Source organism: Bradyrhizobium sp. 521_C7_N1_3, assembly GCF_052075975.1.
Taxonomy (GTDB): Bacteria; Pseudomonadota; Alphaproteobacteria; order Rhizobiales; family Xanthobacteraceae; genus Bradyrhizobium; species Bradyrhizobium japonicum.
In genome coordinates this window covers 8222683-8244294 of the sequence record NZ_CP197232.1, presented here as the reverse complement: position 1 = coordinate 8244294, position 21612 = coordinate 8222683, and the positions used below count along the sequence as shown (strand labels likewise).

General features: G+C 63.8%; 29 protein-coding genes and 1 riboswitch. Of the genes, 8 read left to right on the top strand and 21 right to left on the bottom strand.

Annotated features, from left to right (window positions below; genetic code table 11):
• The first annotated feature begins 134 nt into the window (after positions 1-134).
• A complete protein-coding gene (locus AB7008_RS38810) occupies positions 135-401 on the top strand; it encodes a DUF2277 domain-containing protein (protein WP_028156304.1) in 267 nt (88 codons plus the stop codon).
• Positions 402-496: 95 nt separating this feature from the next.
• On the top strand, positions 497-736 hold the full coding sequence (locus tag AB7008_RS38805) for a hypothetical protein (protein WP_441260508.1): 240 nt from the start codon (positions 497-499) through the stop codon (positions 734-736).
• Here AB7008_RS38805 and AB7008_RS38800 read toward each other — a convergent pair.
• The 3 genes from AB7008_RS38800 to AB7008_RS38790 form a co-directional block, all read right to left on the bottom strand.
• Entirely contained in the window at positions 733-1224 is a 492-nt protein-coding gene (locus AB7008_RS38800; RefSeq protein WP_441260507.1) for a collagen-like protein, read from the bottom strand. The two genes, AB7008_RS38805 and AB7008_RS38800, sit on opposite strands and share 4 nt — an antisense overlap.
• Before the next feature lie 112 nt (positions 1225-1336).
• Positions 1337-1585 (bottom strand): helix-turn-helix domain-containing protein, encoded by a 249-nt coding sequence (locus tag AB7008_RS38795; protein ID WP_014492884.1) that lies wholly within the window; start codon positions 1583-1585, stop codon positions 1337-1339.
• Positions 1586-1790: 205 nt separating this feature from the next.
• Complete coding sequence (locus tag AB7008_RS38790) at positions 1791-2558, bottom strand: SDR family NAD(P)-dependent oxidoreductase (RefSeq protein WP_441260506.1); 768 nt, start codon at positions 2556-2558, stop codon at positions 1791-1793.
• Between the two features lie 111 nt (positions 2559-2669).
• Between AB7008_RS38790 and AB7008_RS38785 the strand changes: the two genes are divergently transcribed.
• Positions 2670-3155, top strand: a complete 486-nt coding sequence (locus AB7008_RS38785) for a molecular chaperone DnaJ (RefSeq protein WP_038934972.1) — start codon at positions 2670-2672, stop codon at positions 3153-3155.
• Between the two features lie 6 nt (positions 3156-3161).
• Here AB7008_RS38785 and AB7008_RS38780 read toward each other — a convergent pair whose 3' ends face one another.
• From AB7008_RS38780 to AB7008_RS38765, 4 genes are all read right to left on the bottom strand, one after another.
• Positions 3162-3797, bottom strand: a complete 636-nt coding sequence (locus AB7008_RS38780; protein WP_441260505.1) for a hypothetical protein — start codon at positions 3795-3797, stop codon at positions 3162-3164.
• A gap of 93 nt (positions 3798-3890) precedes the next feature.
• Positions 3891-4142 carry a hypothetical protein gene (locus tag AB7008_RS38775; RefSeq protein ID WP_028156310.1) on the bottom strand — a complete coding sequence of 84 codons (252 nt, stop codon included), beginning with the start codon at positions 4140-4142 and terminating at the stop codon, positions 3891-3893.
• 238 nt (positions 4143-4380) lie between these two features.
• Entirely contained in the window at positions 4381-4641 is a 261-nt protein-coding gene (locus AB7008_RS38770; protein ID WP_041953189.1) for a hypothetical protein, read from the bottom strand.
• Between the two features lie 183 nt (positions 4642-4824).
• The gene (locus tag AB7008_RS38765; protein ID WP_028156312.1) at positions 4825-5208 is read right to left on the bottom strand and encodes a RidA family protein; all 384 of its coding nucleotides are present in this window, start codon (positions 5206-5208) and stop codon (positions 4825-4827) included.
• 529 nt (positions 5209-5737) lie between these two features.
• On the opposite strand from AB7008_RS38765, the gene AB7008_RS38760 reads away from it, so the two are divergent.
• On the top strand, positions 5738-6172 hold the full coding sequence (locus AB7008_RS38760) for a hypothetical protein (RefSeq protein ID WP_028152303.1): 435 nt from the start codon (positions 5738-5740) through the stop codon (positions 6170-6172).
• A gap of 105 nt (positions 6173-6277) precedes the next feature.
• On the opposite strand, the gene AB7008_RS38755 is transcribed toward AB7008_RS38760, so the two are convergent.
• From AB7008_RS38755 to AB7008_RS38745, 3 genes are all read right to left on the bottom strand, one after another.
• The gene (locus AB7008_RS38755; RefSeq protein WP_441260504.1) at positions 6278-6973 is read right to left on the bottom strand and encodes a glutathione S-transferase family protein; all 696 of its coding nucleotides are present in this window, start codon (positions 6971-6973) and stop codon (positions 6278-6280) included.
• 11 nt (positions 6974-6984) lie between these two features.
• Positions 6985-7377: a hypothetical protein gene (locus tag AB7008_RS38750; RefSeq protein WP_304491124.1), complete on the bottom strand. Its 393-nt coding sequence runs from the start codon at positions 7375-7377 to the stop codon at positions 6985-6987.
• 194 nt (positions 7378-7571) lie between these two features.
• Positions 7572-8222: a glutathione S-transferase family protein gene (locus AB7008_RS38745; RefSeq protein ID WP_441260503.1), complete on the bottom strand. Its 651-nt coding sequence runs from the start codon at positions 8220-8222 to the stop codon at positions 7572-7574.
• A 168-nt stretch (positions 8223-8390) separates the two neighbouring features.
• On the opposite strand from AB7008_RS38745, the gene AB7008_RS38740 reads away from it, so the two are divergent.
• Both AB7008_RS38740 and AB7008_RS38735 read left to right on the top strand, forming a co-directional pair.
• Positions 8391-8828, top strand: a complete 438-nt coding sequence (locus tag AB7008_RS38740) for a VOC family protein (RefSeq protein ID WP_039153096.1) — start codon at positions 8391-8393, stop codon at positions 8826-8828.
• 190 nt (positions 8829-9018) lie between these two features.
• Positions 9019-9747, top strand: coding sequence for an SDR family oxidoreductase (locus tag AB7008_RS38735; protein WP_441260502.1), 729 nt, complete (start codon positions 9019-9021; stop codon positions 9745-9747).
• 111 nt (positions 9748-9858) lie between these two features.
• Here AB7008_RS38735 and AB7008_RS38730 read toward each other — a convergent pair whose 3' ends face one another.
• The 9 genes from AB7008_RS38730 to AB7008_RS38690 all read right to left on the bottom strand — a co-directional run bounded on the left by AB7008_RS38730 (position 9859) and on the right by AB7008_RS38690 (position 18165).
• Positions 9859-10371 (bottom strand): mismatch-specific DNA-glycosylase, encoded by a 513-nt coding sequence (locus tag AB7008_RS38730; RefSeq protein WP_441261276.1) that lies wholly within the window; start codon positions 10369-10371, stop codon positions 9859-9861.
• Positions 10372-10437: 66 nt separating this feature from the next.
• Entirely contained in the window at positions 10438-11616 is a 1179-nt protein-coding gene (locus AB7008_RS38725) for a hypothetical protein (RefSeq protein WP_441260501.1), read from the bottom strand.
• Positions 11613-12053: a hypothetical protein gene (locus AB7008_RS38720; RefSeq protein ID WP_441260500.1), complete on the bottom strand. Its 441-nt coding sequence runs from the start codon at positions 12051-12053 to the stop codon at positions 11613-11615. Before AB7008_RS38720 ends, AB7008_RS38725 begins: the two co-directional genes overlap by 4 nt.
• A 483-nt stretch (positions 12054-12536) precedes the next feature.
• Positions 12537-14435, bottom strand: a complete 1899-nt coding sequence (thiC, locus tag AB7008_RS38715) for a phosphomethylpyrimidine synthase ThiC (RefSeq protein ID WP_441260499.1) — start codon at positions 14433-14435, stop codon at positions 12537-12539.
• Between the two features lie 162 nt (positions 14436-14597).
• Complete coding sequence (locus tag AB7008_RS38710; protein WP_441260498.1) at positions 14598-15206, bottom strand: thiamine phosphate synthase; 609 nt, start codon at positions 15204-15206, stop codon at positions 14598-14600.
• Positions 15193-15975: a thiazole synthase gene (locus AB7008_RS38705; RefSeq protein WP_135214817.1), complete on the bottom strand. Its 783-nt coding sequence runs from the start codon at positions 15973-15975 to the stop codon at positions 15193-15195. The genes AB7008_RS38710 and AB7008_RS38705 overlap by 14 nt, the downstream gene beginning before the upstream one ends.
• A gap of 174 nt (positions 15976-16149) precedes the next feature.
• The gene (gene thiS / locus AB7008_RS38700; protein ID WP_014492903.1) at positions 16150-16347 is read right to left on the bottom strand and encodes a sulfur carrier protein ThiS; all 198 of its coding nucleotides are present in this window, start codon (positions 16345-16347) and stop codon (positions 16150-16152) included.
• Between the two features lie 7 nt (positions 16348-16354).
• On the bottom strand, positions 16355-17365 hold the full coding sequence (locus AB7008_RS38695) for an FAD-dependent oxidoreductase (protein WP_441260497.1): 1011 nt from the start codon (positions 17363-17365) through the stop codon (positions 16355-16357).
• Positions 17353-17497, bottom strand: a riboswitch (TPP riboswitch). It overlaps the preceding gene by 13 nt.
• Before the next feature lie 134 nt (positions 17498-17631).
• On the bottom strand, positions 17632-18165 hold the full coding sequence (locus tag AB7008_RS38690; RefSeq protein WP_441260496.1) for a transglycosylase SLT domain-containing protein: 534 nt from the start codon (positions 18163-18165) through the stop codon (positions 17632-17634).
• Positions 18166-18394: 229 nt separating this feature from the next.
• On the opposite strand from AB7008_RS38690, the gene AB7008_RS38685 reads away from it, so the two are divergent.
• On the top strand, positions 18395-18595 hold the full coding sequence (locus AB7008_RS38685; protein ID WP_028156325.1) for a hypothetical protein: 201 nt from the start codon (positions 18395-18397) through the stop codon (positions 18593-18595).
• Positions 18596-18602: 7 nt separating this feature from the next.
• Here AB7008_RS38685 and AB7008_RS38680 read toward each other — a convergent pair whose 3' ends face one another.
• Together AB7008_RS38680 and AB7008_RS38675 are read right to left on the bottom strand one after the other, a co-directional pair.
• Positions 18603-19931, bottom strand: a complete 1329-nt coding sequence (locus AB7008_RS38680) for an ATP-binding protein (protein WP_441260495.1) — start codon at positions 19929-19931, stop codon at positions 18603-18605.
• 13 nt (positions 19932-19944) lie between these two features.
• Positions 19945-20709: a response regulator gene (locus tag AB7008_RS38675; RefSeq protein WP_028156327.1), complete on the bottom strand. Its 765-nt coding sequence runs from the start codon at positions 20707-20709 to the stop codon at positions 19945-19947.
• 180 nt (positions 20710-20889) lie between these two features.
• On the opposite strand from AB7008_RS38675, the gene AB7008_RS38670 reads away from it, so the two are divergent.
• Positions 20890-21468, top strand: coding sequence for a hypothetical protein (locus tag AB7008_RS38670; RefSeq protein WP_028156328.1), 579 nt, complete (start codon positions 20890-20892; stop codon positions 21466-21468).
• Positions 21469-21612: the final 144 nt, after the last annotated feature.

The following is a 21612-nucleotide window of genomic DNA, read 5'->3' as shown; positions in this document are numbered from 1 at the left end:
GCGCAAGGGGAATAATTGCGGATCAGATATGGCTGGTCCTGCCTATGACACGGCTGCTCCCGGGATGTAGGATTTCGGCCTCGCCGATCGTCCTCAGGGGAACACCGCCAGGAAATAGCTACGGGAGAGCCTGCATGTGCCGCAACATCAAGACGCTATTCAACTTCGAGCCGCCGGCGACGGAGGACGAGATCCACGCCAGCGCGCTCCAGTTCGTGCGCAAGCTTTCCGGTTTCAACAAGCCGTCGCAGGCCAATGAAGAGGCCTTCGAGCTTGCGGTCGCGGAAGTGTCGGCGGCTGCGCGAAAGCTCCTGACCTCGCTGCATACCCATGCGCCGGCGCGTGACCGTGAGGTCGAGGCGGAGAAGGCCAAGGAGCGCTCGCGGCTGCGGTTCGGTTAGCCGGCTCCTGCGTCCGTTCCGTGATCTGGCTCACGGTGGGAGCGGCCTCGACTTGCATGATGTCTGCCGGGGTTTTGACAGCCCGGAGCACGACCATGAGCCGCCCCCTTATTCCTCTCAAAGCAGGTGCCGTCATCTTCACCGTGCTGTGGACCGCATGGATGATGTGGTGGAGCGGCTCCTACAGCAGCGTCAACCTCGTCATCCTGACGCTGTTCGGCACGCTGGTCGGCTATCTCTGGTACCGCGCCATGCGCTGGCAGTTCGAGCGCATGGGCATGCTGCCGCGCAAGGATGAATCCTCCGGGGCATCGAAGCAACTTCCGCCCGGCTAGTCCTTGTGGCCGTGCTTCTTCTTTTTCTTCTTCTTCCTGTGATCGTCGCCTTCGCCGTCGTCGGCATCGTCATCGATGATCGCCTCGTCAACCTCATGCACGGCGGCTTCCAGCGCCTCGCGCTCGGCGGCTTCACGCTCGCGCTGGCGGCGGCGCTCGTCCCAGGCGTCGAAGAGTTGATCGAGCCACGGCAGTACCTGCTCGATCGACGGCAGCTGGCCGGGCGGTCCGGCCTCGCCGCGTGGGCCTTGCGGCCCCGCCGGCCCCTGCGGCCCGGCCGCACCCCGCGCGCCGGCTTCGCCTGGCTTGCCCGGCAAGCCGGCCTTGCCCTGCGCGCCGGCCTTTCCGGCCGCCCCGGGCTTGCCCTGCGGTCCTGGCTTGCCACGCGCACCGTCCGGCCCTCGCTTGCCAGGATGACCCTGCGGTCCCGGCCGTCCCGGCTCGCCCTGCCGCCCACGCGGCCCCTGCCGTCCCTGATCGTCTGCCACGCCACCACTCCCTCTAAGGAAGCAAGCTACTTAGCGGCGTTTGACGACAGCAGCAATTCCACCGGCGCCTTGCGCCCGGCTTGATCAACACCAATCGTGCCCACGTCGCGTGCTAGTCGTGATACGCGGGCACGTCGATGCCGGACGCCGCATAGATCCTGATCTTGTTGCGCAACGTGCGCACCGACAGGCCGAGCACGCGCGATGCGCGCGTGCGGTTGCCGTCGCAGCGTGCGAGCGTCTGGAGCACGAGTTCGCGCTCGACCTCGTCGACGGTCGCGCCGATCAACAGCGGAACGATTTCGTTAGGGGCAAGAAATTGCGCGCCCGGATCGGACGCAGCGACATGAACAGTGGTCATCAACACACCTCCCGATCAACGCCCGCTTCCATCCTTGGAAGCGATCGAGAACCAACGGCCCCCTAGCCGTAGATCTACGGTGGGCGGGTTTGGTTAATCAAAGGTTAATCGCGGGCGATCACACCAATTGACCTTGGGATTGCCGCGAAGGTGCCGCGATTGGCACGGGATGCATAGCGATGCGGGCCGATTTCGCCCGCCCCGCTCACACCGTCCGGTATCCGCCGTCCACCATCACGATCGTCCCCGTGACATAGGTCGACAGATCCGACGCCAGGAAGATCGCCGGGCCCACGATGTCGTCGGGCTTGCCGGTGCGCGCCAGCGGGGTGTGATCGACGAAGGCCTGCACCAGCGCCGGATTGGTCGCGCGCACGTTGGCGTTGATGTTGGTCTCGATGAAGCCCGGCCCGATCGCGTTGACGCGCACGCCTTCCTTGCCGAGCTCGACCGCGAGTGCCTTGGTGAAGCCGAGCACGCCGTGCTTCGAGGTCGTGTACGCCGCCGAGCTCGGCGTGCGCAGATGCACGAAGGACTGGATCGAGCCGATGTTGACGATGCGGCCCTTGGCGGCCCGCAGCGGCGCGAGGAACGCCTGCGTCACGTTGAAGACGCCGTTGAGGTTGAGCGAGATGATGTCGTTCCAGTCCTTCGCCACCGTCTCCGTGTCCGCGGTGAAGGCGTTGCGGCGGGTGATGCCGGCATTGTTGACGAGGATCGAGACCTGCCCGACCTTGTCGGCGACCTGCCTGGCGAGGGCAAAACAGTCGTCACGCTTGGTGACATCGAGCGCAAAGCTCTCGGCCTTGCCGCCGGCCTTGCGGATCTCCTGCGCGGCCTCCGCGACCGTGTCGGCGTCGACGTCGAGCAGCACCACTTGCGCGCCCTCGCGGGCGTAGCCGGCCGCGATCGCCCGGCCGATGCCGGATCCGGCGCCCGTGACGACGGCGATGTGGTTTGCGAGCAATGCCATGACAATTTCCTCCCGGATTCGTTTCGAAGTTTCATGAAAGGCTAACTCGAAATTAAGGGGTCGGAAACGGCCGGCTTGGCATACTGATCTTCATTGCTAAACGTTGCGCGCATGATGGGACGGCTTGAATCCTGGAAACTCGCTCTCGAACGCCTGCGGGCGGCGCAGCCGGCCGACTGGGCCGAGGCGGGCCGGCTCGTCGCCGAGATCGTGCGCATGAGCACGGATGCCACGCTGCGCCAGGCGGCCGAGCAGGCGCTTCCGGTGCTGCGCCAGGCCGCGGACAATGACGATCACAGCGTCACGCTGGCGGCCCAGCGCCGCGTCGGCGTGATCCTCGAGGTCGTCCATGATCTCACTGCGCCGCGCTTCGGCCGTCGCAACGCCATGCCGAAGCAGCTCTCCAGCGAAGATCGTGCCCGCAGGATGCTCGGCCTTCCGCTCGCCGTGCAGCTCACCTGCGACGACATCAACCAGGCCTACCGCCGCGCCGCCAAGGGCAAGCATCCCGACCAGGGCGGCAGCGCGCAAGCCTTCATCGACCTCGCCGCCGCGCGCGACATCCTGATTCATCCCGGCGCGCACAAGGACGCGTGAGCGCGCTCAGCTCTTGTCCACGCAGCTCGGATAGGGCGCGGCTTCCCCTGCTACGATCGGGCAGAGATCGATCGGGCCGAGATCGCGCAAGCGCGTCTGCCAGCGCTCGTCGTTGACCGGCGGCTCGTCGCTCTCCGGGCCGCGCTCGGCCCATTGGATGGTGTAGTAGTCGGTGATGCCCTTCAGCGTGATGAGGAGCATGGTCTCGCTGTGGCGGGTCGGGCCGCTATCGACGCGGCCGCAGCCGATCACCGCGACAAAACCTTCGACGCGGCCGAATGTCATGGCGCCCAGCGGCTGCGCCGCAAAACTGTCAGGGCAGGCCGTTTTGAAGCCGCCGGCGATGGTGCCCGCGAATCTCTCGGGCGAGGCGCCTGGCGTCAGCGTCATGCCCTTCTCGCCTGTCACGGTGATCATCTGCGTCCAGCGCTCGGGCGTCTCGCCCTTGAGCACGGCCTCGCGGATGTAGTGGCCGCCCTTGGTGTTCTCGAACACCGCGACGAAGTCCGAAGGCATCGCGAAGCTGACGAGCTGGCCGAAGATCGGCGAGATCACGCGGAAGGATTGTGGGGCCTGGGCCCGCGCCGTTGCGGCGAGCAGGAGCGATGCGGCGAGAACTGCTGCTGTCGTTGGCCGGTGCATCGTCCTGCTCCGAAGTCGCGAGGTAAAAAGCGATCGGGCAAGGATGCTGGCATCGCATCCTTGCCCGACCCTTGCCGTCCGCCGATCGAAGCTTTACCAGCTGCAGTGACCGTTCCTCAACGCGTGATCCTTCAGCACGAGTGCGTCGACGAAGGTCGGCACGGTCGTGCTGACGCGGGCGTAGCCGGAGGGCCACGGCGCGGTCGGGATGCTCTCGTCCCAGATCTGGCAGAAGCCGGTGTCCTGCCAGCGGATCAGGTGATAGCTGGCTTCGGCAGGGCTCGCGGCGACGAAGGCAGTGACGGCAAGACCGGCAGCAGCGCACAGCACGGAAATACGACGCATGATCAGCTCCTCAAATGAAAGATGTGATGCGCCTCCCGACAATGAAGGGAGGGGTTGTGTGGAGCGCTTTTGGGGATGCGCCCCGGACAAGATGTGAGTAGTTCCGTCGGCGGATCAGGTTCAAAGCGTGCGCGCAGGAAATCCGTCATTTGAGCCCCAAAAGCGAGCGCGCGGCTGCAAAGGAAAAGGGCGGGTCGCTCGCGCGGCCCGCCCTCAAAATCAAATTCGTCGGTGACGCTCAGAGCGTGCAGCGGCGCTCCGAGCGCAGCTTGATCTGGAGATCCGAAGCCGCGGTGAAGGTCGGGACCGGCTTGCTGACGACCTTGTAGGTCGACGCGCCCCACTGGAACGGCTTGTACTTCAGCTCCTCGTTCCAGACTTGGCAGATGCCGGTGTTGTCCCAGCGGATCACGTAATAGCCGGCTGCTGCCGACGCCGGCACGGCAAACACGGAAGAGGCGATGCCGGCAACGGCACAGAGGGCGAGAACGCGACGCATGAAAAATCTCCTTGTGGGGAAGTGTGACCCGAAAATTCGTGCGTTAAAAGCAGGTCCCTGGCAAGCCGAGGGGCGGCCGTTTCACGGATATGTCAGATCGAGCCGTGCACTTGGTTCGACCGAGTGCCCGGCAAGACACATGCGCCAAGACACTTGCGCCAAGACATATGCGCTAATCGTGGCTCATTTCGCCAGTGATGCAACCGCCTCGATCTCGATCAGCATTTTCGGGTCGGGCAGGGCCTGCACCACGCAGGTGGTGCGCGCCGGGTAGGGCGGCGGGCCGAACGCGCCGGCATAGAGTGCATTCATCGCGGCGACGTCGGAAGCGCGCGTGAGCAGCACGTTGACCTTGACGAGATCGCGGACCGTCGCACCGGCTTCGTCCAGCACGCGCTTGATGTTGATGGCGACGTTGGCGAACTGCGCCTCGAAGCCGTCCGGCAGCGCGCCATTGCCGTCGAAGCCGGGAATGCCTGAGACGAACAGGAGATCGCCGACGCGCGTGGCAAAGGACAGCGGCGGCGCCTTGACGTGCGGTGGGGGTGCGAAATGCTGGATCGACATGGGATCACCTCGGATGGAACGGTCGCGTCGCCCGCACGAGCGTAGCGACATGCGGGGGAGTTGCAATCGGCATTGGGGAAGGCGGGCAAAACAAAAAACGCGAAAACAACCCCATGCACAGTAGAAATCGTCAGCGTTTCAAATTCGGTATAGCCGAACAATTCACTTGCTCCGTCGGGCAAAACAGGGGCAGGATGGCATCATGGCGGTGGTGTCGGTGGGCGGCCCCACAAACTGCGCCGTCATGCCCCGCGACCCGGCTACGCCAAGGCTTCGCCGGGGCTTCAGTCTAGGGGCGCCGAAGCTTCAGCCTAGGCGGCAGGCGGGCATCCAGTACGCCGCGGCTTCTCCGCATCTGATTGCCGTCTCGGAGTACTGGATCGCCCGGTCGTGCCGGGCGATGACGGTTGAACGCGCTGCTGCATCTCGCGCCCCATATCGCTCCATCATGTTGCCGCCGCGATCCATCGGATACATTCGCTGCATCTGATTCGAATCCTCCATTGAAAATAGTCCCCGGAGACGCCCCATGAAGCTCGCTACCACCTTCCGCGCCGCGCTGGTCGCCATTGCCGCTCTGGCCGGCCTTTCGACCTCGGCGATGGCCGACGGCGGCACAGTGGTGCTGACGATCTACAAGGCGGGCTGGATCATCGGCGGTTCGGGGGGCTCGGGCGTGCTGAACTTCCGCGGCCGCTCCTATGGGCTCTCGACCGGCGGGCTCGACTACGGCCTCGTCTTCGGCGGCTCCAAGACCGTGCTGCGTGGCCGCGTCTCCAACATCAACCGCCCCTCCGACGTCGCCGGCGTCTATGGTGCGGCCGGTGCCGGCCTTGCCGTCGGCCGTGGCGCCCGCGCCATCGTGCTGACCAACCAGAAGGGCGCGGTGCTTGAGCTGTCGGGCTACCAGACCGGCTTGATGGCGAATGCGGATCTGAGCGGGCTCGCGATCACGATGCGGTAGGACGCGAGGCATCAACGCCGTCATTGCGAGCAAAGCGAAGCAATCCGGAATTCGTCCGCGGTAACCGTCTGGATTGCTTCGCTGCGCTCGCAATGACGGAATGAACTACTTTCCACTCACCGCCGCATGAATCCGCTCGCAATGCGCGACGAGATTCTTGTGCGCATCGACGAAGGCCTTCAGCGGCGTCGGGATCGGAAAATAATAGATGTTGGCGATGAAGCCGTAGATGCCGGCATCACAGCTGGTCGGCGCCGCGCCGTGGACGAAGCCCGCGGCGGGAACGATCTCCGCCAGCACTTCCAGATCGGCCAGCCCCCGCGCGTAAGCCGGCTCGGGCGTATAGCGGCCGATGCCCTGGAAATAATAGCGCTGCGCGTTGTAGGCCTTCGCCTTCTCCAGTCCCTCGGTAGTGAGTTGCGGATGCTGCGCGATGAAGGCGTCGCGGAATGCCGGATAGAAGCGGTCGTCCTTCCAGCGCGAATACGACATCACCCAGTAGAGATCGTCCAGCATGCGGGTGATGAAATGATTGGTTCGCCGCGCGTCCTGCGACAGCGCGGCATCGATGGTCAGGCGATATTTGGCGATCGCATGCGCAATGATGGTCTCGCTGTCGCCGATGGTCTCGCCGTCGTCGACGACGTAAGGCAGCTGCCCGCGCGGCGCAGCAGAGGCATCGAAGAGATGCTCGTGCACGAACGGCACGCCTGCGAGCTTCAGGAACGCGTAGACCTTGAGGCCGTAGCCGTTGTTGTCGGCGACGCCGAACAGTTCCGGATAGGAATAGAGCGTCAGCATGGTTGTTCCCTTCAGCGCGATGGCACCTTGGCGTGTTGCTCCGTTGTGGCCGCTTGCGCGGCCTTGCTGGCGCGGATCATCAGGAACGCGCCGGAAGAGCCAGGCAGCCGCCAGCGCCCGTCGATCTCGGTCGCCTCGGCGTTCACCGTGCCTTCGTAATGGACCGCGTCGTAGCCGTAGCCGGGCGGCTCGTAGCGTTTCACGAACGAGAGCGCATTGCCGGAGCGGTGGCCCACGATCGAGGCGTTGTGGGTTCGCAGCGGGCAACGCGGATTCGAGCAGGGCTCGGTCACGCTTCCGCTGAGCGCGCCGCCGGTTTCGACCAGAGTTGCGGTGAAGGTGACCATTCCGGTGCCCGGTTGAATGTAGCTGCCATCCCAGACGCCGGAGAGATCGTCGCTCATGGCAGTGCCTTCCTGGGATGATGCGGGCCGGTTGATATCAGGCTCTTCCACCTCGAGTCGTATCGCCGGAGCGACGGGCTGGCAACAGTCCTTGCGCATTGTGCGCAGCGTCATTCGATCGGAGGACGCCTGGCGTCACCCGTGCGACATATGGGATCGGAGTGATGTACCGGCTTCGGTGAGAGGCGCGGCCTCTATCTGCCGGTCGATGCGGCGGTGAACGCCGCCAGCTGCGCATCGAACGCCCGCCGGAACGCAGGCCGCGCTTCGCCGCGGGCGACATAGGCGGAGAGGTCGGGATACTCCTCCAGCAGGCGAGACGCGTTCAACCGGCGCAGCACCGTCACCATCATGAGATCGCCGGCGCTGAACGCGCCGTCGAGCCACTCGGTCCCGCCGAGGCGACGGGACAATTCGCCGAGCCTGATACGGACGCGATCCTTCAGGATCGGCAGGCGCTCCTCGTACCAGCTCTTGTCGCGCTCAAACAGCATCGTCATCCCGAACTCGACGATCGGCGGCTCCAGCGTGTTGAGCGCGGCCAACATCCATGCGATCGCGCGGCTCCTCGCATTCGCATCCTTTGGCAGCAATCCATCATGGCGTTCGGCGATATGGAGCACGATCGCGCCCGACTCGAACAAGGCGAGGTCGCCGTCCTCATAGGTCGGAATCTGCCCGAACGGATGCAGCGCAAGATGGGCGGGGTCCTTCATCGCCGCGAACGAGACGAGGCGGACGCCGTAGGGCTGGCCCACTTCCTCGAGCGCCCAGCGAACCCGCATGTCGCGCGCCTGCCCCTTGCCGCGGTCGGGTGAGTTTTCAAAGGCTGTGATGGTGGGCATCTGGCGGCTCCGGGAGTGATCGGGGTTGCAATCAAAGGACGAATGGCCGGCTCGGGTTCCGACAGGGACGCCGCAAAAAGTCCTGCGCCCGTGTCGGAACAGCGTTCCGCCGCTCGTCCTTGCAGCGATGGTCGCGCGTCCGGTCCAAGACGAAAAGGATACAATTTCATGACGTCAATCACGCCGTTCCTCTGGTTCGCCAACAACGTTCCGGAAGCCGTCGCCTTCTACAAGGCGGTATTCCCCAACGCAAAAGTCGAGACCGTCAGCGATTCCATGGCGGTGTTCGAACTCGAAGGCCAGCGCTTCCACGCACTCAACGGTGGGCCGCAATACCGCTTCACCGAGGCGGTCTCGTTCTTCATCAGCGTGGAGACGCAAGCCGAGGTCGACTACTTCTGGAGCCGCCTCACCGCCGACGGCGGCGAGGAATCCCGCTGCGGCTGGCTCAAGGACAAGTTTGGACTGTCCTGGCAGGTGATTCCGTCAGCGCTCGGCCGCTACCTCGGCGATCCCGACCGCACCAGAGCGAACCGCGTCATGCAGGCCATGCTGCAGATGCGGAAGATCGTGATTGCGGATCTGGACAGGGCGTATGCGGGGTGAGGGACAGACGGCGCCGTAGGGTGGGCAAAGGCGCGCTCTTCGCGCGCCGTGCCCACCGTTCTTCCGGATTTGTGGAGAGATGGTGCGCACGGCGCAAGAGCGCCTTTGCCCACCCTGCGAAGCAAGCGATCCGCATCGCCAATTCGCCTTGCGTTGCTATACTGCCGACCATCAGCAGGATGGTGACCCCATGGGAAACGAATTGGAAGGCAAGGTCGCTGCCGTGACCGGGGCCGCGTCGGGCATCGGGTTGGCGAGCACTGAAGCAATGCTGGCCGCGGGCGCGCGCGTGGTGATGGTCGACCGCGACGAGGCCGCGCTGACGGCGCTCGGCAACAAGCATGGCGACGCCGTGATCCCGCTGGTCGTCGATCTACTCGATCCAAGAGACTGCGCGACGCTGCTGCCGCGCGTCCTGGAGCAGGCGGGCCAGCTCGACATCCTGCATGCGAATGCGGGCACCTATGTCGGTGGTGATCTGGTCGATGCCGACAATACGGCCATCGACCGGATGCTGAACCTGAATGTCAACGTCGTGATGAAGAACGTGCACGACGTTCTGCCGCACATGATCGCGCGCCGGAGCGGCGACATCATCGTCACGAGTTCGCTGGCGGCGCATTTTCCGACGCCCTGGGAGCCGGTCTATGCGTCGTCCAAATGGGCGATCAACTGCTTCGTCCAGACGGTGCGGCGCCAGGTCTTCAAGCACGGCATTCGCGTGGGCTCGATCTCGCCCGGCCCGGTCGTCACCTCACTGCTCGCGGACTGGCCGCCCGAGAAGCTGAAGGAAGCCAGGGAAACGGGCAGCCTGCTGGAGGCCAGCGACGTGGCTGAAGTGGTGATGTTCATGTTGACCCGGCCGCGCGGCATGACCATTCGCGACGTGGTCATGCTGCCGACCAATTTCGATCTTTAGGGCGCATGCTCTTGTAGGGTGGGCAAAGGCGCGCTCTTCGCGCGCCGTGCCCACCGTTCTACCGGATTTGTGGAGAGTTGGTGGGCACGGCGCAAGGGCGCCGTTGCCCACCTACGCAGCGATCCACGCCGCTAACTCGCGCCACGGCTCCAGCGTCCAATGCCCGGATGCAGCACCGGACGGCGAGGGCAGCACGAATATCTCCGGCAAACCTGCATCGCGCGGCTGTCGCCCCAGCGCGATCCCGCTCGACGGCCTGCGATAAAACAAGCTCGCCGCCTTCTTGCTCGTGAACGCAATCGTCCGCGGCCGATACTTTTCGATCTTGGCCCTGAACCCCGGCACGTCGATCGTTTCAGTCGCGATCTGGTGATCCATCCCGGCGCCCGACTTGGAAAGATCGGTGAAGCCGATCCCGTGCTCGAGCAGCATGGTGAATTCGTTCGGCTGATACCGCCGCGGCGTGATCCCGGCCTCATGGATCGCGCGCCAGAAGCGGTTGCTGGGATGGGCGTAGTAGTGCCCGAGTTCAGCCGAGCGCGTAGAGGCGGCGGTGCCGACGAAGACGAGCCGGAGGTTGGGACGGAGTTGGTCGGGGAGGCGGTGGGGGAGAGCTTGTGGCAAATTACAGTCCGCCGCATGGCAGGATAAGAGAAGCCGAGCCGCCGCGAATACTGCCACGTCCGAAGCTCAACCAATAAAAGATCCGGTCTTCAATTGTTTAGGTGCAGCTTGCCGCGAAAGTTCCTCCTCGATTTCTTTTCGGTACCAATCGACGAACATCGATTGTGTTCTTCCTAAGGTTGCCCAAATCGCCTCATTGACTGCTGGCCATTTCCCAAGATGCTTTGCAAGTGCGAGCAGGAGGTTTCCGCGAGACATTGGGTATTGTCGGGTAAATAACTTCGGAACGAGCGAAGCAACAATCCGTTCATCCGAAGACCACTCTGTGTTTAGCAGAAGTCGCCTTATCTCTTGGATGGTCCAGTCGGCAAATTTGGCTTTATCGCCTTGGTACCGCAAGAGAGTAGACTTTCCCACGGCGGGGTTATCAAGGATCGATGCTATTAGGAGTGCAACGCGTTCTTCTTGACGGCGAGTGCGGGAAATTTGCTCCAGCAGAGCTTCGATATTCTGTCCGACATCGGCTCCATAACTACCTTCCGACAAGAGGGTCGTCGGCCTTGCATTCGGTTCTGGCTCAAATTCGAGCAAAAGTTTAGCGAGAATCTTTGAGAGGTCGATGGCCGCTTGATCTTGTTGAGTGAGAGCAGATAGGTCGAACGCGATCGTTCCATTTGAGGTTATGCTGGCGGATAGACTCGCTCGTGCTTCTAGTATGCGACGGGCCATTTTCTCATTTGGTGCGGCGGCAAGCAGGCACGCCCACATCGCGTTTCGAAGGACTGATCCTTCATAAAAGCTTCTCGCTGCGGACTGTCCCTGTTGCTCGGCGATCCGCCTCTGCATCCGAACTCTCGCGACCTTCTTCTCCTCTGCGTTGCCGATTAATTCCCTAATCTGGAGGATGAGAGCTGTACGAGATAAGTTCTCTTCGGCAAATTGCTCAAGGATTGGACGTAGCGAAACTAGTGGGCCGACGTTGATTTTTCCGGCACCGGTAAGAAAAGCATAAATTTGTTCGTCGCCCACTCTCAACGATGGGCCATCAACGCTCATAAGTGAGGTGCCCGAATAATCGAGAGGGCGAAACTTTACAATGCGTCCGGTAATTTCGTCGACTTCTTGGATGGTTAGTTTGGGAGAGTCGGCTTGGTCAGAGAATATCGGAAGAGCGAAGCCGATCGGCTCGTTTCCGAAAGTCTGACATCCCACCATTGTCGACCTAACTGGGAGTTTTGTGCTCAAATCTCCCCCCGTTTCTGATAAAATTCCTTTGCAGCTACTTCGAGTTGTGCTTGATAGTAGTCAGGATGGCGGCCCGGAACGAATGGGTAAGGTTGTACAATCGCTCCCGCTTCCTGAAGTTGCGCCAACCAAGGAGCTTCATCCTCGCACAACGTATGCGGCACAATGATCGCTAGAAGATTGCCCTTTAATGGGACTTGCTCCGCTAAAATAATCTCAATCGAGCAAATTCGGTCGTCAGGTTCGTTGCGGCCTGGAGATGATAGTAAACTTAGATATGAGCGAGCGTGAAATTCATACGCTTTTGCCAAAGTAGTCGGATTGGGCAATACATGAATGTCGCCTTGAAAATATGCGAGCCGCGAACCGAACGATTTCATTATGAGTTTGTTTGGACGCGATGTGTCAGTTCCTAAACTAAAGTCCTCGACGTTCATCTCGTCCGGCAGAATGTGCGTGTACAGTCTCTTGGAGAAAGCGCCCGTATCGAACGCGAAAATAGCTCTTGCTTTCTCTATGAGCTTCCCATCGAAGATGAAACAGCAGGGGCACACAGCTTCTACTTTTATCGCGCCGTCGCCGCTGATTCGATAAGCTGGGCGCCCATAGAAAAAGTAGGCGAGTGGCTATTCAAAAAAATCGCATTTCGTCAGATCAATTTGGCCTGATTTCGCAATGTCAGCTGCTACGATTGACTTCGCGATATGGGTGAGGGGCATCAAAGGCCAATTCGGGCTCGTTTGCTTATCTACCCACTCTCGGAAATCTGGCCGACCGCCGGATAATTTTGCCATTGTGTGTTGTCTGCTTGCATTGGAATATCCCGACGATGCCACCGGTCGATCACGCCTGCAACCGAAGAGTGCAAAAAAACCGGGCTTCGCCCGGTTTTGCTAATCACGCCATAATGGCAGGTGAGCTCACAGCACCCGATTGCTCTCCTTCACCTTCTCCGCATCGAGATACACGCTGCTGCCCATCTCCTTGAACTTCGCGCTCATCTTCGCCATGCCGTCCTCAGCAGTACCGTTCAGCGACATGCCGATGCTGTTCGGATCATTCAGCGTCGCCGCGTAGTCCCGCACGTCCTGCGTGATCTTCATCGAGCAGAACTTTGGACCGCACATCGAGCAGAAGTGCGCGACCTTGTGGGCTTCCTTCGGCAGGGTCTCGTCGTGGAAGTTCTTGGCGGTGTCGGGGTCGAGGCCGAGGTTGAACTGGTCGCTCCAGCGGAAGTCGAAACGGGCGCGGGAGAGGGCGTCGTCGCGCAGTTGCGCGGCCGGGTGGCCCTTGGCGAGATCGCTCGCATGCGCGGCGATCTTGTAGGTGATGACGCCGACCTTGACGTCGTTGCGGTCGGGCAGGCCGAGATGCTCCTTCGGCGTGACGTAGCAGAGCATGGCGCAGCCGAACCAGCCGATCATGGCGGCACCGATGCCTGACGTGATGTGGTCATAGCCCGGCGCGATGTCGGTGGTCAGGGGCCCGAGCGTGTAGAACGGCGCCTCGCCGCACTCCTTGAGCTGCTTGTCCATGTTGATCTTGATCTTGTGCATCGGCACGTGGCCGGGGCCTTCGATCATGACCTGGCAGCCCTTGTCCCACGCGATCTTGGTCAGCTCGCCGAGCGTCTCCAGTTCGGCGAACTGCGCGCGATCGTTGGCGTCCGCGATCGAGCCGGGACGCAGGCCGTCGCCGAGCGAGAACGAGACGTCATACTTGCGCATGAGGTCGCAGATCTCGTCGAAATGCGTGTAGAGGAAGCTCTCCTTATGATGCGCCAGGCACCACTTCGCCATGATCGAGCCGCCGCGCGAGACGATGCCGGTGACGCGGTTGGCGGTGAGGTGAATGTAGGACAGGCGAACGCCGGCGTGGATCGTGAAGTAGTCGACGCCCTGCTCGCACTGCTCGATCAGCGTGTCCTTGTAGAGCTCCCAGGTCAGCTTGACGGGATCGCCGTTGCACTTCTCCAGCGCCTGGTAAATCGGAACGGTGCCGATCGGCACCGGCGCGTTGCGCAAAATCCATTCGCGGGTGGTGTGGATGTTGCGGCCCGTCGAGAGGTCCATCACGGTGTCGGCGCCCCAGCGGATCGCCCACACCATCTTCTCGACCTCTTCCTCGACCGACGAGGTCACGGCCGAGTTGCCGATATTGGCGTTGATCTTGGTCAGGAAGTTGCGGCCGATGATCATCGGCTCGAGCTCGGAGTGGTTGATGTTGGAGGGGATGATGGCGCGGCCCCGCGCGATCTCTGAGCGCACGAACTCCGGCGTAATGAAGGCGGGCACGGAAGCACCGAAGCTTTCGCCGTCGGCGAGGGCTGCTTCCGCGCGATCGAGCTGCTGCTTGCGGCCGAGATTTTCGCGCGCGGCGACGTAGATCATCTCCTTGGTGATGATGCCGGCGCGGGCGAATTCGAGCTGCGTGATCTTGTGGCCGTCGAGGCCGCGCAGCGGCTTGTGATAGGCCGAGAAGGCGCGCGCGGCCTTGTCGGTGGAGACGCTGCCATTGTCCTCCGGCTTGATCTGGCGCCCGTCATATTCTTCGACGCCGCCGCGCTCCAGCACCCATTGCTTGCGGCCGCGGGCGAGGCCGGCGTTGACGTCGATCGTCACGGACGGATCGGTGTAGGGGCCCGAGGTGTCGTAGACCGGCAGGTTCGGCTCGCCGGCGCCTTCCGAGAGGATGATCTCGCGCAGCGGCACGCGGATGTCGGGCGCAGCGTCCGGAGACGCGAAGATCTTTCGCGACGATGGCAGCGGGCCGGTGGTGACGGCGGGGACGGTCTTTTCGGGGTTGGAGCGGATGTTCATGGGATCCTCCGGTTTAATTCGTGTGCATGCTGTTGTTCTCGTCATCCTGAGGTGCGCGCACTTGCGCGCCTCGAAGGATGAACGAGCCGGGCCGTCGCCCTTCGAGGGCCGCTGACGCGGCCACCTCAGGGTGACGGGATGAAGAGAGAACGAGGAGCATCATCATGCCGCCTCCTTGGATTGGTCGAGCCACTGCCGCACCCGCGCATCCGGGTCGGCGTTTTGGGTGACGTCGCTGACGACGGCGATGGAATCGGCGCCGGCGGCAAAGATCTCCGCGGCATGCTCGAACTTGATGCCGCCGATCGCGACCAGCGGGATGCTGCCGATCCGCTTCTTCCATTCCGTGATCTTCGGAATGCCCTGCGGTTCGAAGCGCATCGACTTCAGCGTGGTGAAGAAGATCGGACCCAGCGCGACGTAGTCGGGGTCCGCGGCGAGCGCGGTCTCAAGCTCCGCGTCGTCATGGGTGGAGATGCCGAGCGACAGGCCGGCCTCGCGGATGGCGTTGAGGTCCGCGTCGGCCAGATCCTCCTGGCCGAGATGCAGATATTTTGCGCCGGCGACGACAGCCGCGCGCCAGTAGTCGTTCACGACCAGCTTGGCCTGCGTGCCCTCGGTGATCGCCAGCGCGTCGGTGACGATCTGGAGCGCGTCGGCGTCGTTGAGGTCTTTCGCGCGCAGCTGGATGGTGCCGACGCCGAGCCTGGTCAGGCGTTCGACCCATTTGAGGCTGTCGACGACGGGATAGAAACGATCAGGATACGGCATGCCAGAACGGGGTCCCAACGACAGGGGTGGAGGGGGAGGCGAAGTCGCGGGCATTCATCAGCCCGGCTTCGTAGGCGGTGCGGCCGGCATCACAGCCGAGACGGAAGGCATTGGCCATCGCGACGGGATCGGCGGCTTTTGCGATGGCCGTGTTGAGCAGCACGGCGTCGTAGCCGAGCTCGAGCGCCTCGGCCGCATGCGACGGCGCGCCGATGCCGGCATCGACCACCAGCGTGATGTCGGGAAGCCGCTCGCGCAGCAGTTTCAGCGCGTCGCGGTTGGTGATGCCGCGGGCCGAGCCGATCGGCGCGGCCCAGGGCATGACGACCTTGCAGCCGGCATCGACCAGGCGGTTCGCGACCGAGAGGTCCTCGGTGCAATAGGGAAACACTTCGAAGCCGTCCTTGATCAGGATGGTGGCGGCTTCGACCAGGCCGACGACGTCGGGCTGCAGCGTATCGTTGTCGGCGATCACTTCCAGCTTGATCCAGGACGTGCCGAACAGCTCGCGCGCGAGTTTTGCGGTGGTCACGGCTTCGCGCACGCTGCGGCAGCCGGCGGTGTTCGGCAGCACGCTGACGTCGAGCTCACGGATCAGATTCCAGAACGCGTCCCCGGTCTTGCCGCCGGCGGCTTCGCGGCGCAGCGACACCGTGACGATGTTCGAGCCGGAGGCACGGATCGCCGCCTGCATGATCGCGGGCGAGGGATACAGCGCGCTGCCGATCAGCAGACGGGAGGGGAAGGATTTGCCGTAGAAGGTCACCATGTGGGAGGTGTCTCCTTAATTGACCCTGTCATCCCCGCGAAAGCGGGGATCCAGTACGCCGCGGCCGCGCGGCTGGAAGCGAGAAGCCACGGCGTACTGGATCGCCCGGTCAAGCCGGGCGATGACAGCGGAATGTGGGGCGCGCGCCGAGGCGATGAATGGAGTGTCATTCCCTCACCCTCCCTGCCGCGGCGTGATGATCTCGATCTCGTCGCCGGCTTTCAGTGCCGTCTCGGCCCAGCGGCTTTTCGGCACGACGTCGTAGTTCAGCGCGATGGCGAAATGGGTGCCCTCGTAGTCGAGCTCGCTGAGCAGCGCGTCCACGCTGGCCGAGTTCACCTCGCGTTGCTCCCCGTTTACGATCACAAGCATTGGACGATCACGCGCATTGCATCACCTCATTGTCGATCTGGCCGCGCTGGACGTATTGCAGCGTCAGCTCGGCGAGTGCCGGCGCGATCAGGAAGCCGTGGCGGTAGAGGCCGTTGACGGCGATCCTCTCGCCACGAATGCCGATGCGCGGCAGATTGTCGGGGAAAGCGGGGCGCAAGCCCGAGCCGAATTCGACGATCCGCGCCTCGCCGAAGGCCGGATGCACGGCATAGGCCGCACCCAGCAGCTCCAGCGCGGAGCGCACGCTGACGCCGGTGTCCTCGGCCTCGATCGAGGTCGCGCCCAGCATGAACAGATTGTCCTCGCGCGGGATCACGTAAAGCGGCCAGCGCGGATGGATCAGCCGCACCGGGCGTGCCAGCCGCACCTCGCCGGTCTCGATCAGGATCATCTCGCCCTTGACGCCGCGTAGCTCCGGCTGCTCGTCGCGCGCGCCAAGGCCGCGGCAGTCGATCACGATGCCATCGAGGTCTTTGACGGAGACGTCGCTATCAAACTTGATGGTGCCGCCGGCGGCACGGATGCGCTCGTGCAGCTTCGGCAGCACGCGGCGCGGCTCGACATGGCCCTCGGTCGGGAAGAACAGCGCGTCGCGGAAGCGGCCCGCCAGCGACGGTTCGAGCTCGGCGAGGCCGGCTGCATCGAGCCGGCGGTGACCTTCGGTCATCCGCGCAAAACGCTCGAAATCGTTGCGCTCGCGCGGGTGGGCGACGACGAGCGAGCCGTTGAAGGGGGTGTCCGGCAGCTCGCGCCGCCAGATGTCCAGGGAGCGCTGGCCGAGCCTGGAGATGATGGGTTCGGCGACCTCCGCCTCGCACCAGGGCGCGAGCATCCCGCCGGCCCAATGGCTGGTGGAATCGGTCATCGCGGCGTCACCGCGCTCGTGTAGCGTCACGGCATGGCCGGCCTGCGCGAACAACAGCGCCTGCCACGCACCTGCAATGCCTGCGCCGATGATGGATACCGGGGAATCCGGTCGCTTGGTGGTCTGCAACATCCCTGTCCCTTCGCCGGCATGACCCGGATCAGGTTCAAAGGGTCACCGCGGTCCTGGGCCGGCTTGCTGAAGTGCAGGCTTGCCCATTTAGCGGTATCTCAGCTCCTCCTCGGAGCACCCCTCGGAACAGCTCTAATGTATGCCAGCGGGACGGGGTGGTCAACGCGTTAGCAACAAGGCTGTCATTCCGGGGCGGTGCGAAGCATCGAACCCGGAATCTCGAGATTCCGGGTTCAGTCCTGCGGACTGCCCCGGAATGACTGAGGTTAGTGAGGAACCTGCGCCCGCGCATTGCTGACGCGCTGGGCCAGCTTCTTATGCGGTGCCGTCCCGAACATCGGTTGCGGATTGCCGTTCGGCTCGAGCCAAGTGTCGCCCATATTGGCGACCTGTACGGCCTCCTGACGCTGTCGCTTTGCAACGTAGTAATAGCCGCCCGCGAAATAACGCACGGCTCGGGCGTGGTCGCCGTTGGCGGCGCGATAGGCCCCGGCGAGGTATTTGACGGCGTAAGTGAGGTTGGTGTTGGGATCGCGCAGGCCGGCGGCGTCGCCGGTGTAGCCGACCCCGCGGGCGGTCGCGAGTTTGATCTGCATCAGGCCGATGGTGCCGCCGCGGCCGATCAGGCCGGGCTGATAGCGGCTCTCGCGCATGATGACGCGATGCACCAGCGCTTCCGGCACGCCGTTGGCGCGGGCATGGGCCGCGACCATCTCGGCATATTCGGCTTCGCCCGCGAATGCGGCCGGCGACAACATCAGTCCGGCCGCAGCGAGCAGTGCAATACACAAAATTTTCATTGAATTATTCCTCGGCAGAACGAACCTGCACCTTGCGCGTTAGGCCGCGGGAACACGGCGATGATGTGGCGAAACGCCGCCAGCGGCGATTTTCGCCGGGCCGTCGTTTTTACGACTCAAACCCAGGTTAGGATTGCAGCTGGCGATGTGCGTTACGCGACAGCAGGTCTGTCCATTGGCGCATTCGCCCAAAAATCGCTATTCAAAACCAGCATTCGGGAGGACGTCCATGACCCGAGCAAACATCGGCGACATCCCCAAGCAGAACCCCTGTGCGCAATGTGGGGCACCGATCCCGTCTCCGGACTGGATCGAGCCGGGCGAAGGCCGCGTTTCCTATCTCTGGAAATGCCACGCCTGCGGCTACCGCTTCGAGGCGGTGGCGATCTTCGAGGAGCACCCGATCGAGCATCCGCCGCTCGCCGCCTGAGGCGTGCCTACGCCGCCCGCCGCGGCTGCTGCCACACCGGCAATTGTATCCGTACGATCAGCCCGTGCGGCGCGCGGTCGTGCAACGACAATTCGCCGCCGTGAGCGATCGCGATCGCGCGCGCGATCGACAGGCCGAGCCCGAAGCCGGTGTGCTCGTCCATGGTGCGCGCGTCGTCGCCGCGCGCGAACGGCTCCAGCATCTCCTGCTTGCGCGCATCCGAGATGCCGGGGCCGTCGTCCTCGACGTCGATGACGAGCCTGGTGCCTGATACGTCGAGGCGGATCGTCACTTCGGCGCCGAAGCGCACCGCGTTCTCGACGAGGTTGGTGACGCCGCGGTGCAGATCGTCGGGCCGCGCGGCGGCCGTCGCCGAAGCGGGGCCGTCATAGTGCACGGCATGACCCATGTCGCCGAACTGGTCGGCAATGACCTGGAGCGTGCTCGCGATGTCGACCAGCGTCACCGCCTCGATCTTGCGGTCGTTGCGCAGCAGCGACAACACGGACTCCAGCATCGAGCGCATCTGGTCGAGATCGATCAGCATCCGCCTTCGGTTGCCCTCGTCCTCGATGAATTCGGCGCGCAGGCGCAGCCGGGTGATCGGCGTTCGCAGGTCGTGGCTGATCGCCGCCAGCATCCGGGTGCGATCCGACATCAGCCGCGCGATCCGCTCATGCATGCGGTTGAGCGCGCGCGCGACCGAGCGGATCTCCTCCGGGCCGCGCTCGGGCAGCGGATCGGCCGTCCCGTCCAGGCTGAAATTCTCGGCGGCCCTGGCAAACGAGGACAGCGGCGCGGCCAGCGCGTAGGCCGCCCACAGGCCGAGCATCGTGACGCTGATCAGCGCGAACAGCAGCGTCATCATCCAGGGGCCGCCCCAGAACCGCGGCGGATGCGGGCTCTGCTCGACGCGGCCTGCGATCACGCTGCCGTCGGGAAGCTCGACCGCGACGCGGTGCACGCCGAAATTCGGGGCCAGCGCGATCACCTTGTACTGATGGCCGAGATGCCGGCGCACGTTGCGCAGATGCGGGCCACCGCTGTCCTCGGCGACGGAGAAGGTTCCCGGCGCGAGGAGCTCGATGCCGGCATTCGGAAACGCACGCACGATATTGGCGAGGATGCGCGGCCGCTCGCGCGCATCCGCGCCGTTGAGCAGCAGGGCCGCGTCCGCGAGCTGATGGGCGGCGTCGGGCGGTGGCTCGGCCCGGTCCGGCCGGCTGATCAGGAAGCTGGCGGTGAGGATCAGATGCAGCGCGACGATCGACGCCACCACCAGCGCGGCGATCTGTCCGCCGATGCTTTTGAGGTGGAAGAAGCGGAACGGCGTCATGACGACCGCTCCACTAACTGCTCAGGGTCGCCGCGACCGCTTCATTGCCAGCTGCTTCAGTCCCGGCCGCTTCGGTTCTAGGCGTGAACAGATAGCCGCCGGAGCGCACCGTCTTGATGATGGAGGGATCGGCCGGATTGGGCTCGATCTTGCGGCGGATGCGGCTGACCAGTACGTCGATCGAGCGCTCGAACGAGCCGGTGTTGCGCCCTTGCGTGAGGTCGAGCAGGCTGTCGCGCGACAGCACGCGGCCGGGCCGTTCGCAGAACGTCCGCAGCAGATCGAACTCGGCGCTGGTCACCGCGACGCGCGCGCCTTCCGGATTGCGCAATTCGCGCAGGCGCAGATCGATGCGCCAGCCTTCGAAGACGAGCGTGGAGGCGCCCTCGATCGAGCTTGCCGCCTGGGCCGCGACCTGGCGGCGCAGCACCGCGTTGATGCGTGCGAGCAGCTCGCGCGGGTTGAACGGCTTTGGCAGATAGTCGTCCGCGCCCATCTCGAGGCCGACGATGCGATCGACGTCCTCGCCGCGCGCGGTCAGCATGATGATCGGCGTCTGCGCCTCCGAGCGTACCTTGCGGCACAGGCTCAGGCCGTCCTCGCCGGGCAGCATGACGTCGAGGATGATGAGGTCGACCCTGTGATCGGCCAAGGCACGCGACATCTCCCGGCCATCGCTCACGGTGGTGACGTTGCAGGCGTTGTTGCGCAGGTACTTTGCAATCAACGTCCGGGTTTCGCGGTCGTCCTCGACGACCAGGATGTTGGGATTGGCCATGCGCTTTGTTTGTCCAAGATTCGGGCCAAATGGCGAAGATTTTTGTTTCGGATTGTTTCTGCCTGTCCGGGCGCAACAGCAGGCAATACCCGGGCAGGGAAGCGGCAAGGTCTCGTTAAGGCCGCTAACCATACCGTGGCGGTGTCGCTTACGAAACCCCGCAAAAGCCACGGAGCCATTATGACCTCGATCTCGGCGGCCTCCGCCGGTAACTACCAGTCGCCCCTGCAGCGGCTTCAGCAGCAATTGCAATCGGACGTTTCCGACGGCACGATCTCGTCGTCGGACCAGTCGGCGCTCTCGACCGCGCTGACCGACATCGACACCGCCTTGCAGTCGAGCCGATCCAGCGATCAGTCGAGTGGCACGCGTCCCTCCAAGGACGAGGTGAAGTCGAAGATCGACGATCTCATCGCCAACGAAGTGTCGAACGGGACGCTGACCTCGGACCAGGCGGACGAACTGAAGAACGTGTTTCAATCCGCGTTCGCCAAGGGGCCCGGCGGCGCCGGTGGTCCGGGCGGTCCCGGTGGTGCGGGCGGACCGCCGCCCGGTCCGCCGCCGGATGACAGCTCGTCGGATTCGTCCTCGACGGACTCGACCAGCAGCACGTCGACCAACTCGACCACGGCGGACATTCTCCAGCAATTCCTCCAGGCGCTCCAGCAGTCGCAATCATCGAGCGCGTCCTACGGCGCCAACGGCAGCTCATTCGGCGGTTCGGATTTCTCCGCACTTCTGATCGACTTCAAGAGCTGACCTGAGCGACGCAGGTCGGCGTGTTCCTCGCCGCGATCGTGCTTCACCCAGGGCGCATGATCGTCGGCGGGGAACGGTGCATCAGGAACGTTCCTCGTCGAACGTTCCTGAGTGACGCAGGAACTTTCATCGCAGCGCAGCGCC

Excerpts from the sequence above, each read along its gene's own strand:
- AB7008_RS38810 (WP_028156304.1), top strand. The coding sequence starts at position 135 with ATGTGCCGCAACATCAAGACGCTATTCAACTTCGAGCCGCCGGCGACG.
- AB7008_RS38805 (WP_441260508.1), top strand. The coding sequence starts at position 497 with ATGAGCCGCCCCCTTATTCCTCTCAAAGCAGGTGCCGTCATCTTCACC.
- AB7008_RS38795 (WP_014492884.1), bottom strand. The coding sequence starts at position 1,585 with ATGACCACTGTTCATGTCGCTGCGTCCGATCCGGGCGCGCAATTTCTT.
- AB7008_RS38790 (WP_441260506.1), bottom strand. The coding sequence starts at position 2,558 with ATGGCATTGCTCGCAAACCACATCGCCGTCGTCACGGGCGCCGGATCC.
- AB7008_RS38785 (WP_038934972.1), top strand. The coding sequence starts at position 2,670 with ATGATGGGACGGCTTGAATCCTGGAAACTCGCTCTCGAACGCCTGCGG.
- AB7008_RS38780 (WP_441260505.1), bottom strand. The coding sequence starts at position 3,797 with ATGCACCGGCCAACGACAGCAGCAGTTCTCGCCGCATCGCTCCTGCTC.
- AB7008_RS38775 (WP_028156310.1), bottom strand. The coding sequence starts at position 4,142 with ATGCGTCGTATTTCCGTGCTGTGCGCTGCTGCCGGTCTTGCCGTCACT.
- AB7008_RS38770 (WP_041953189.1), bottom strand. The coding sequence starts at position 4,641 with ATGCGTCGCGTTCTCGCCCTCTGTGCCGTTGCCGGCATCGCCTCTTCC.
- AB7008_RS38765 (WP_028156312.1), bottom strand. The coding sequence starts at position 5,208 with ATGTCGATCCAGCATTTCGCACCCCCACCGCACGTCAAGGCGCCGCCG.
- AB7008_RS38760 (WP_028152303.1), top strand. The coding sequence starts at position 5,738 with ATGAAGCTCGCTACCACCTTCCGCGCCGCGCTGGTCGCCATTGCCGCT.
- AB7008_RS38755 (WP_441260504.1), bottom strand. The coding sequence starts at position 6,973 with ATGCTGACGCTCTATTCCTATCCGGAACTGTTCGGCGTCGCCGACAAC.
- AB7008_RS38750 (WP_304491124.1), bottom strand. The coding sequence starts at position 7,377 with ATGAGCGACGATCTCTCCGGCGTCTGGGATGGCAGCTACATTCAACCG.
- AB7008_RS38745 (WP_441260503.1), bottom strand. The coding sequence starts at position 8,222 with ATGCCCACCATCACAGCCTTTGAAAACTCACCCGACCGCGGCAAGGGG.
- AB7008_RS38740 (WP_039153096.1), top strand. The coding sequence starts at position 8,391 with ATGACGTCAATCACGCCGTTCCTCTGGTTCGCCAACAACGTTCCGGAA.
- AB7008_RS38735 (WP_441260502.1), top strand. The coding sequence starts at position 9,019 with ATGGGAAACGAATTGGAAGGCAAGGTCGCTGCCGTGACCGGGGCCGCG.
- AB7008_RS38720 (WP_441260500.1), bottom strand. The coding sequence starts at position 12,053 with ATGAACGTCGAGGACTTTAGTTTAGGAACTGACACATCGCGTCCAAAC.
- thiC (WP_441260499.1), bottom strand. The coding sequence starts at position 14,435 with ATGAACATCCGCTCCAACCCCGAAAAGACCGTCCCCGCCGTCACCACC.
- AB7008_RS38710 (WP_441260498.1), bottom strand. The coding sequence starts at position 15,206 with ATGCCGTATCCTGATCGTTTCTATCCCGTCGTCGACAGCCTCAAATGG.
- AB7008_RS38705 (WP_135214817.1), bottom strand. The coding sequence starts at position 15,975 with ATGGTGACCTTCTACGGCAAATCCTTCCCCTCCCGTCTGCTGATCGGC.
- thiS (WP_014492903.1), bottom strand. The coding sequence starts at position 16,347 with ATGCTTGTGATCGTAAACGGGGAGCAACGCGAGGTGAACTCGGCCAGC.
- AB7008_RS38695 (WP_441260497.1), bottom strand. The coding sequence starts at position 17,365 with ATGTTGCAGACCACCAAGCGACCGGATTCCCCGGTATCCATCATCGGC.
- AB7008_RS38690 (WP_441260496.1), bottom strand. The coding sequence starts at position 18,165 with ATGAAAATTTTGTGTATTGCACTGCTCGCTGCGGCCGGACTGATGTTG.
- AB7008_RS38685 (WP_028156325.1), top strand. The coding sequence starts at position 18,395 with ATGACCCGAGCAAACATCGGCGACATCCCCAAGCAGAACCCCTGTGCG.
- AB7008_RS38680 (WP_441260495.1), bottom strand. The coding sequence starts at position 19,931 with ATGACGCCGTTCCGCTTCTTCCACCTCAAAAGCATCGGCGGACAGATC.
- AB7008_RS38675 (WP_028156327.1), bottom strand. The coding sequence starts at position 20,709 with ATGGCCAATCCCAACATCCTGGTCGTCGAGGACGACCGCGAAACCCGG.
- AB7008_RS38670 (WP_028156328.1), top strand. The coding sequence starts at position 20,890 with ATGACCTCGATCTCGGCGGCCTCCGCCGGTAACTACCAGTCGCCCCTG.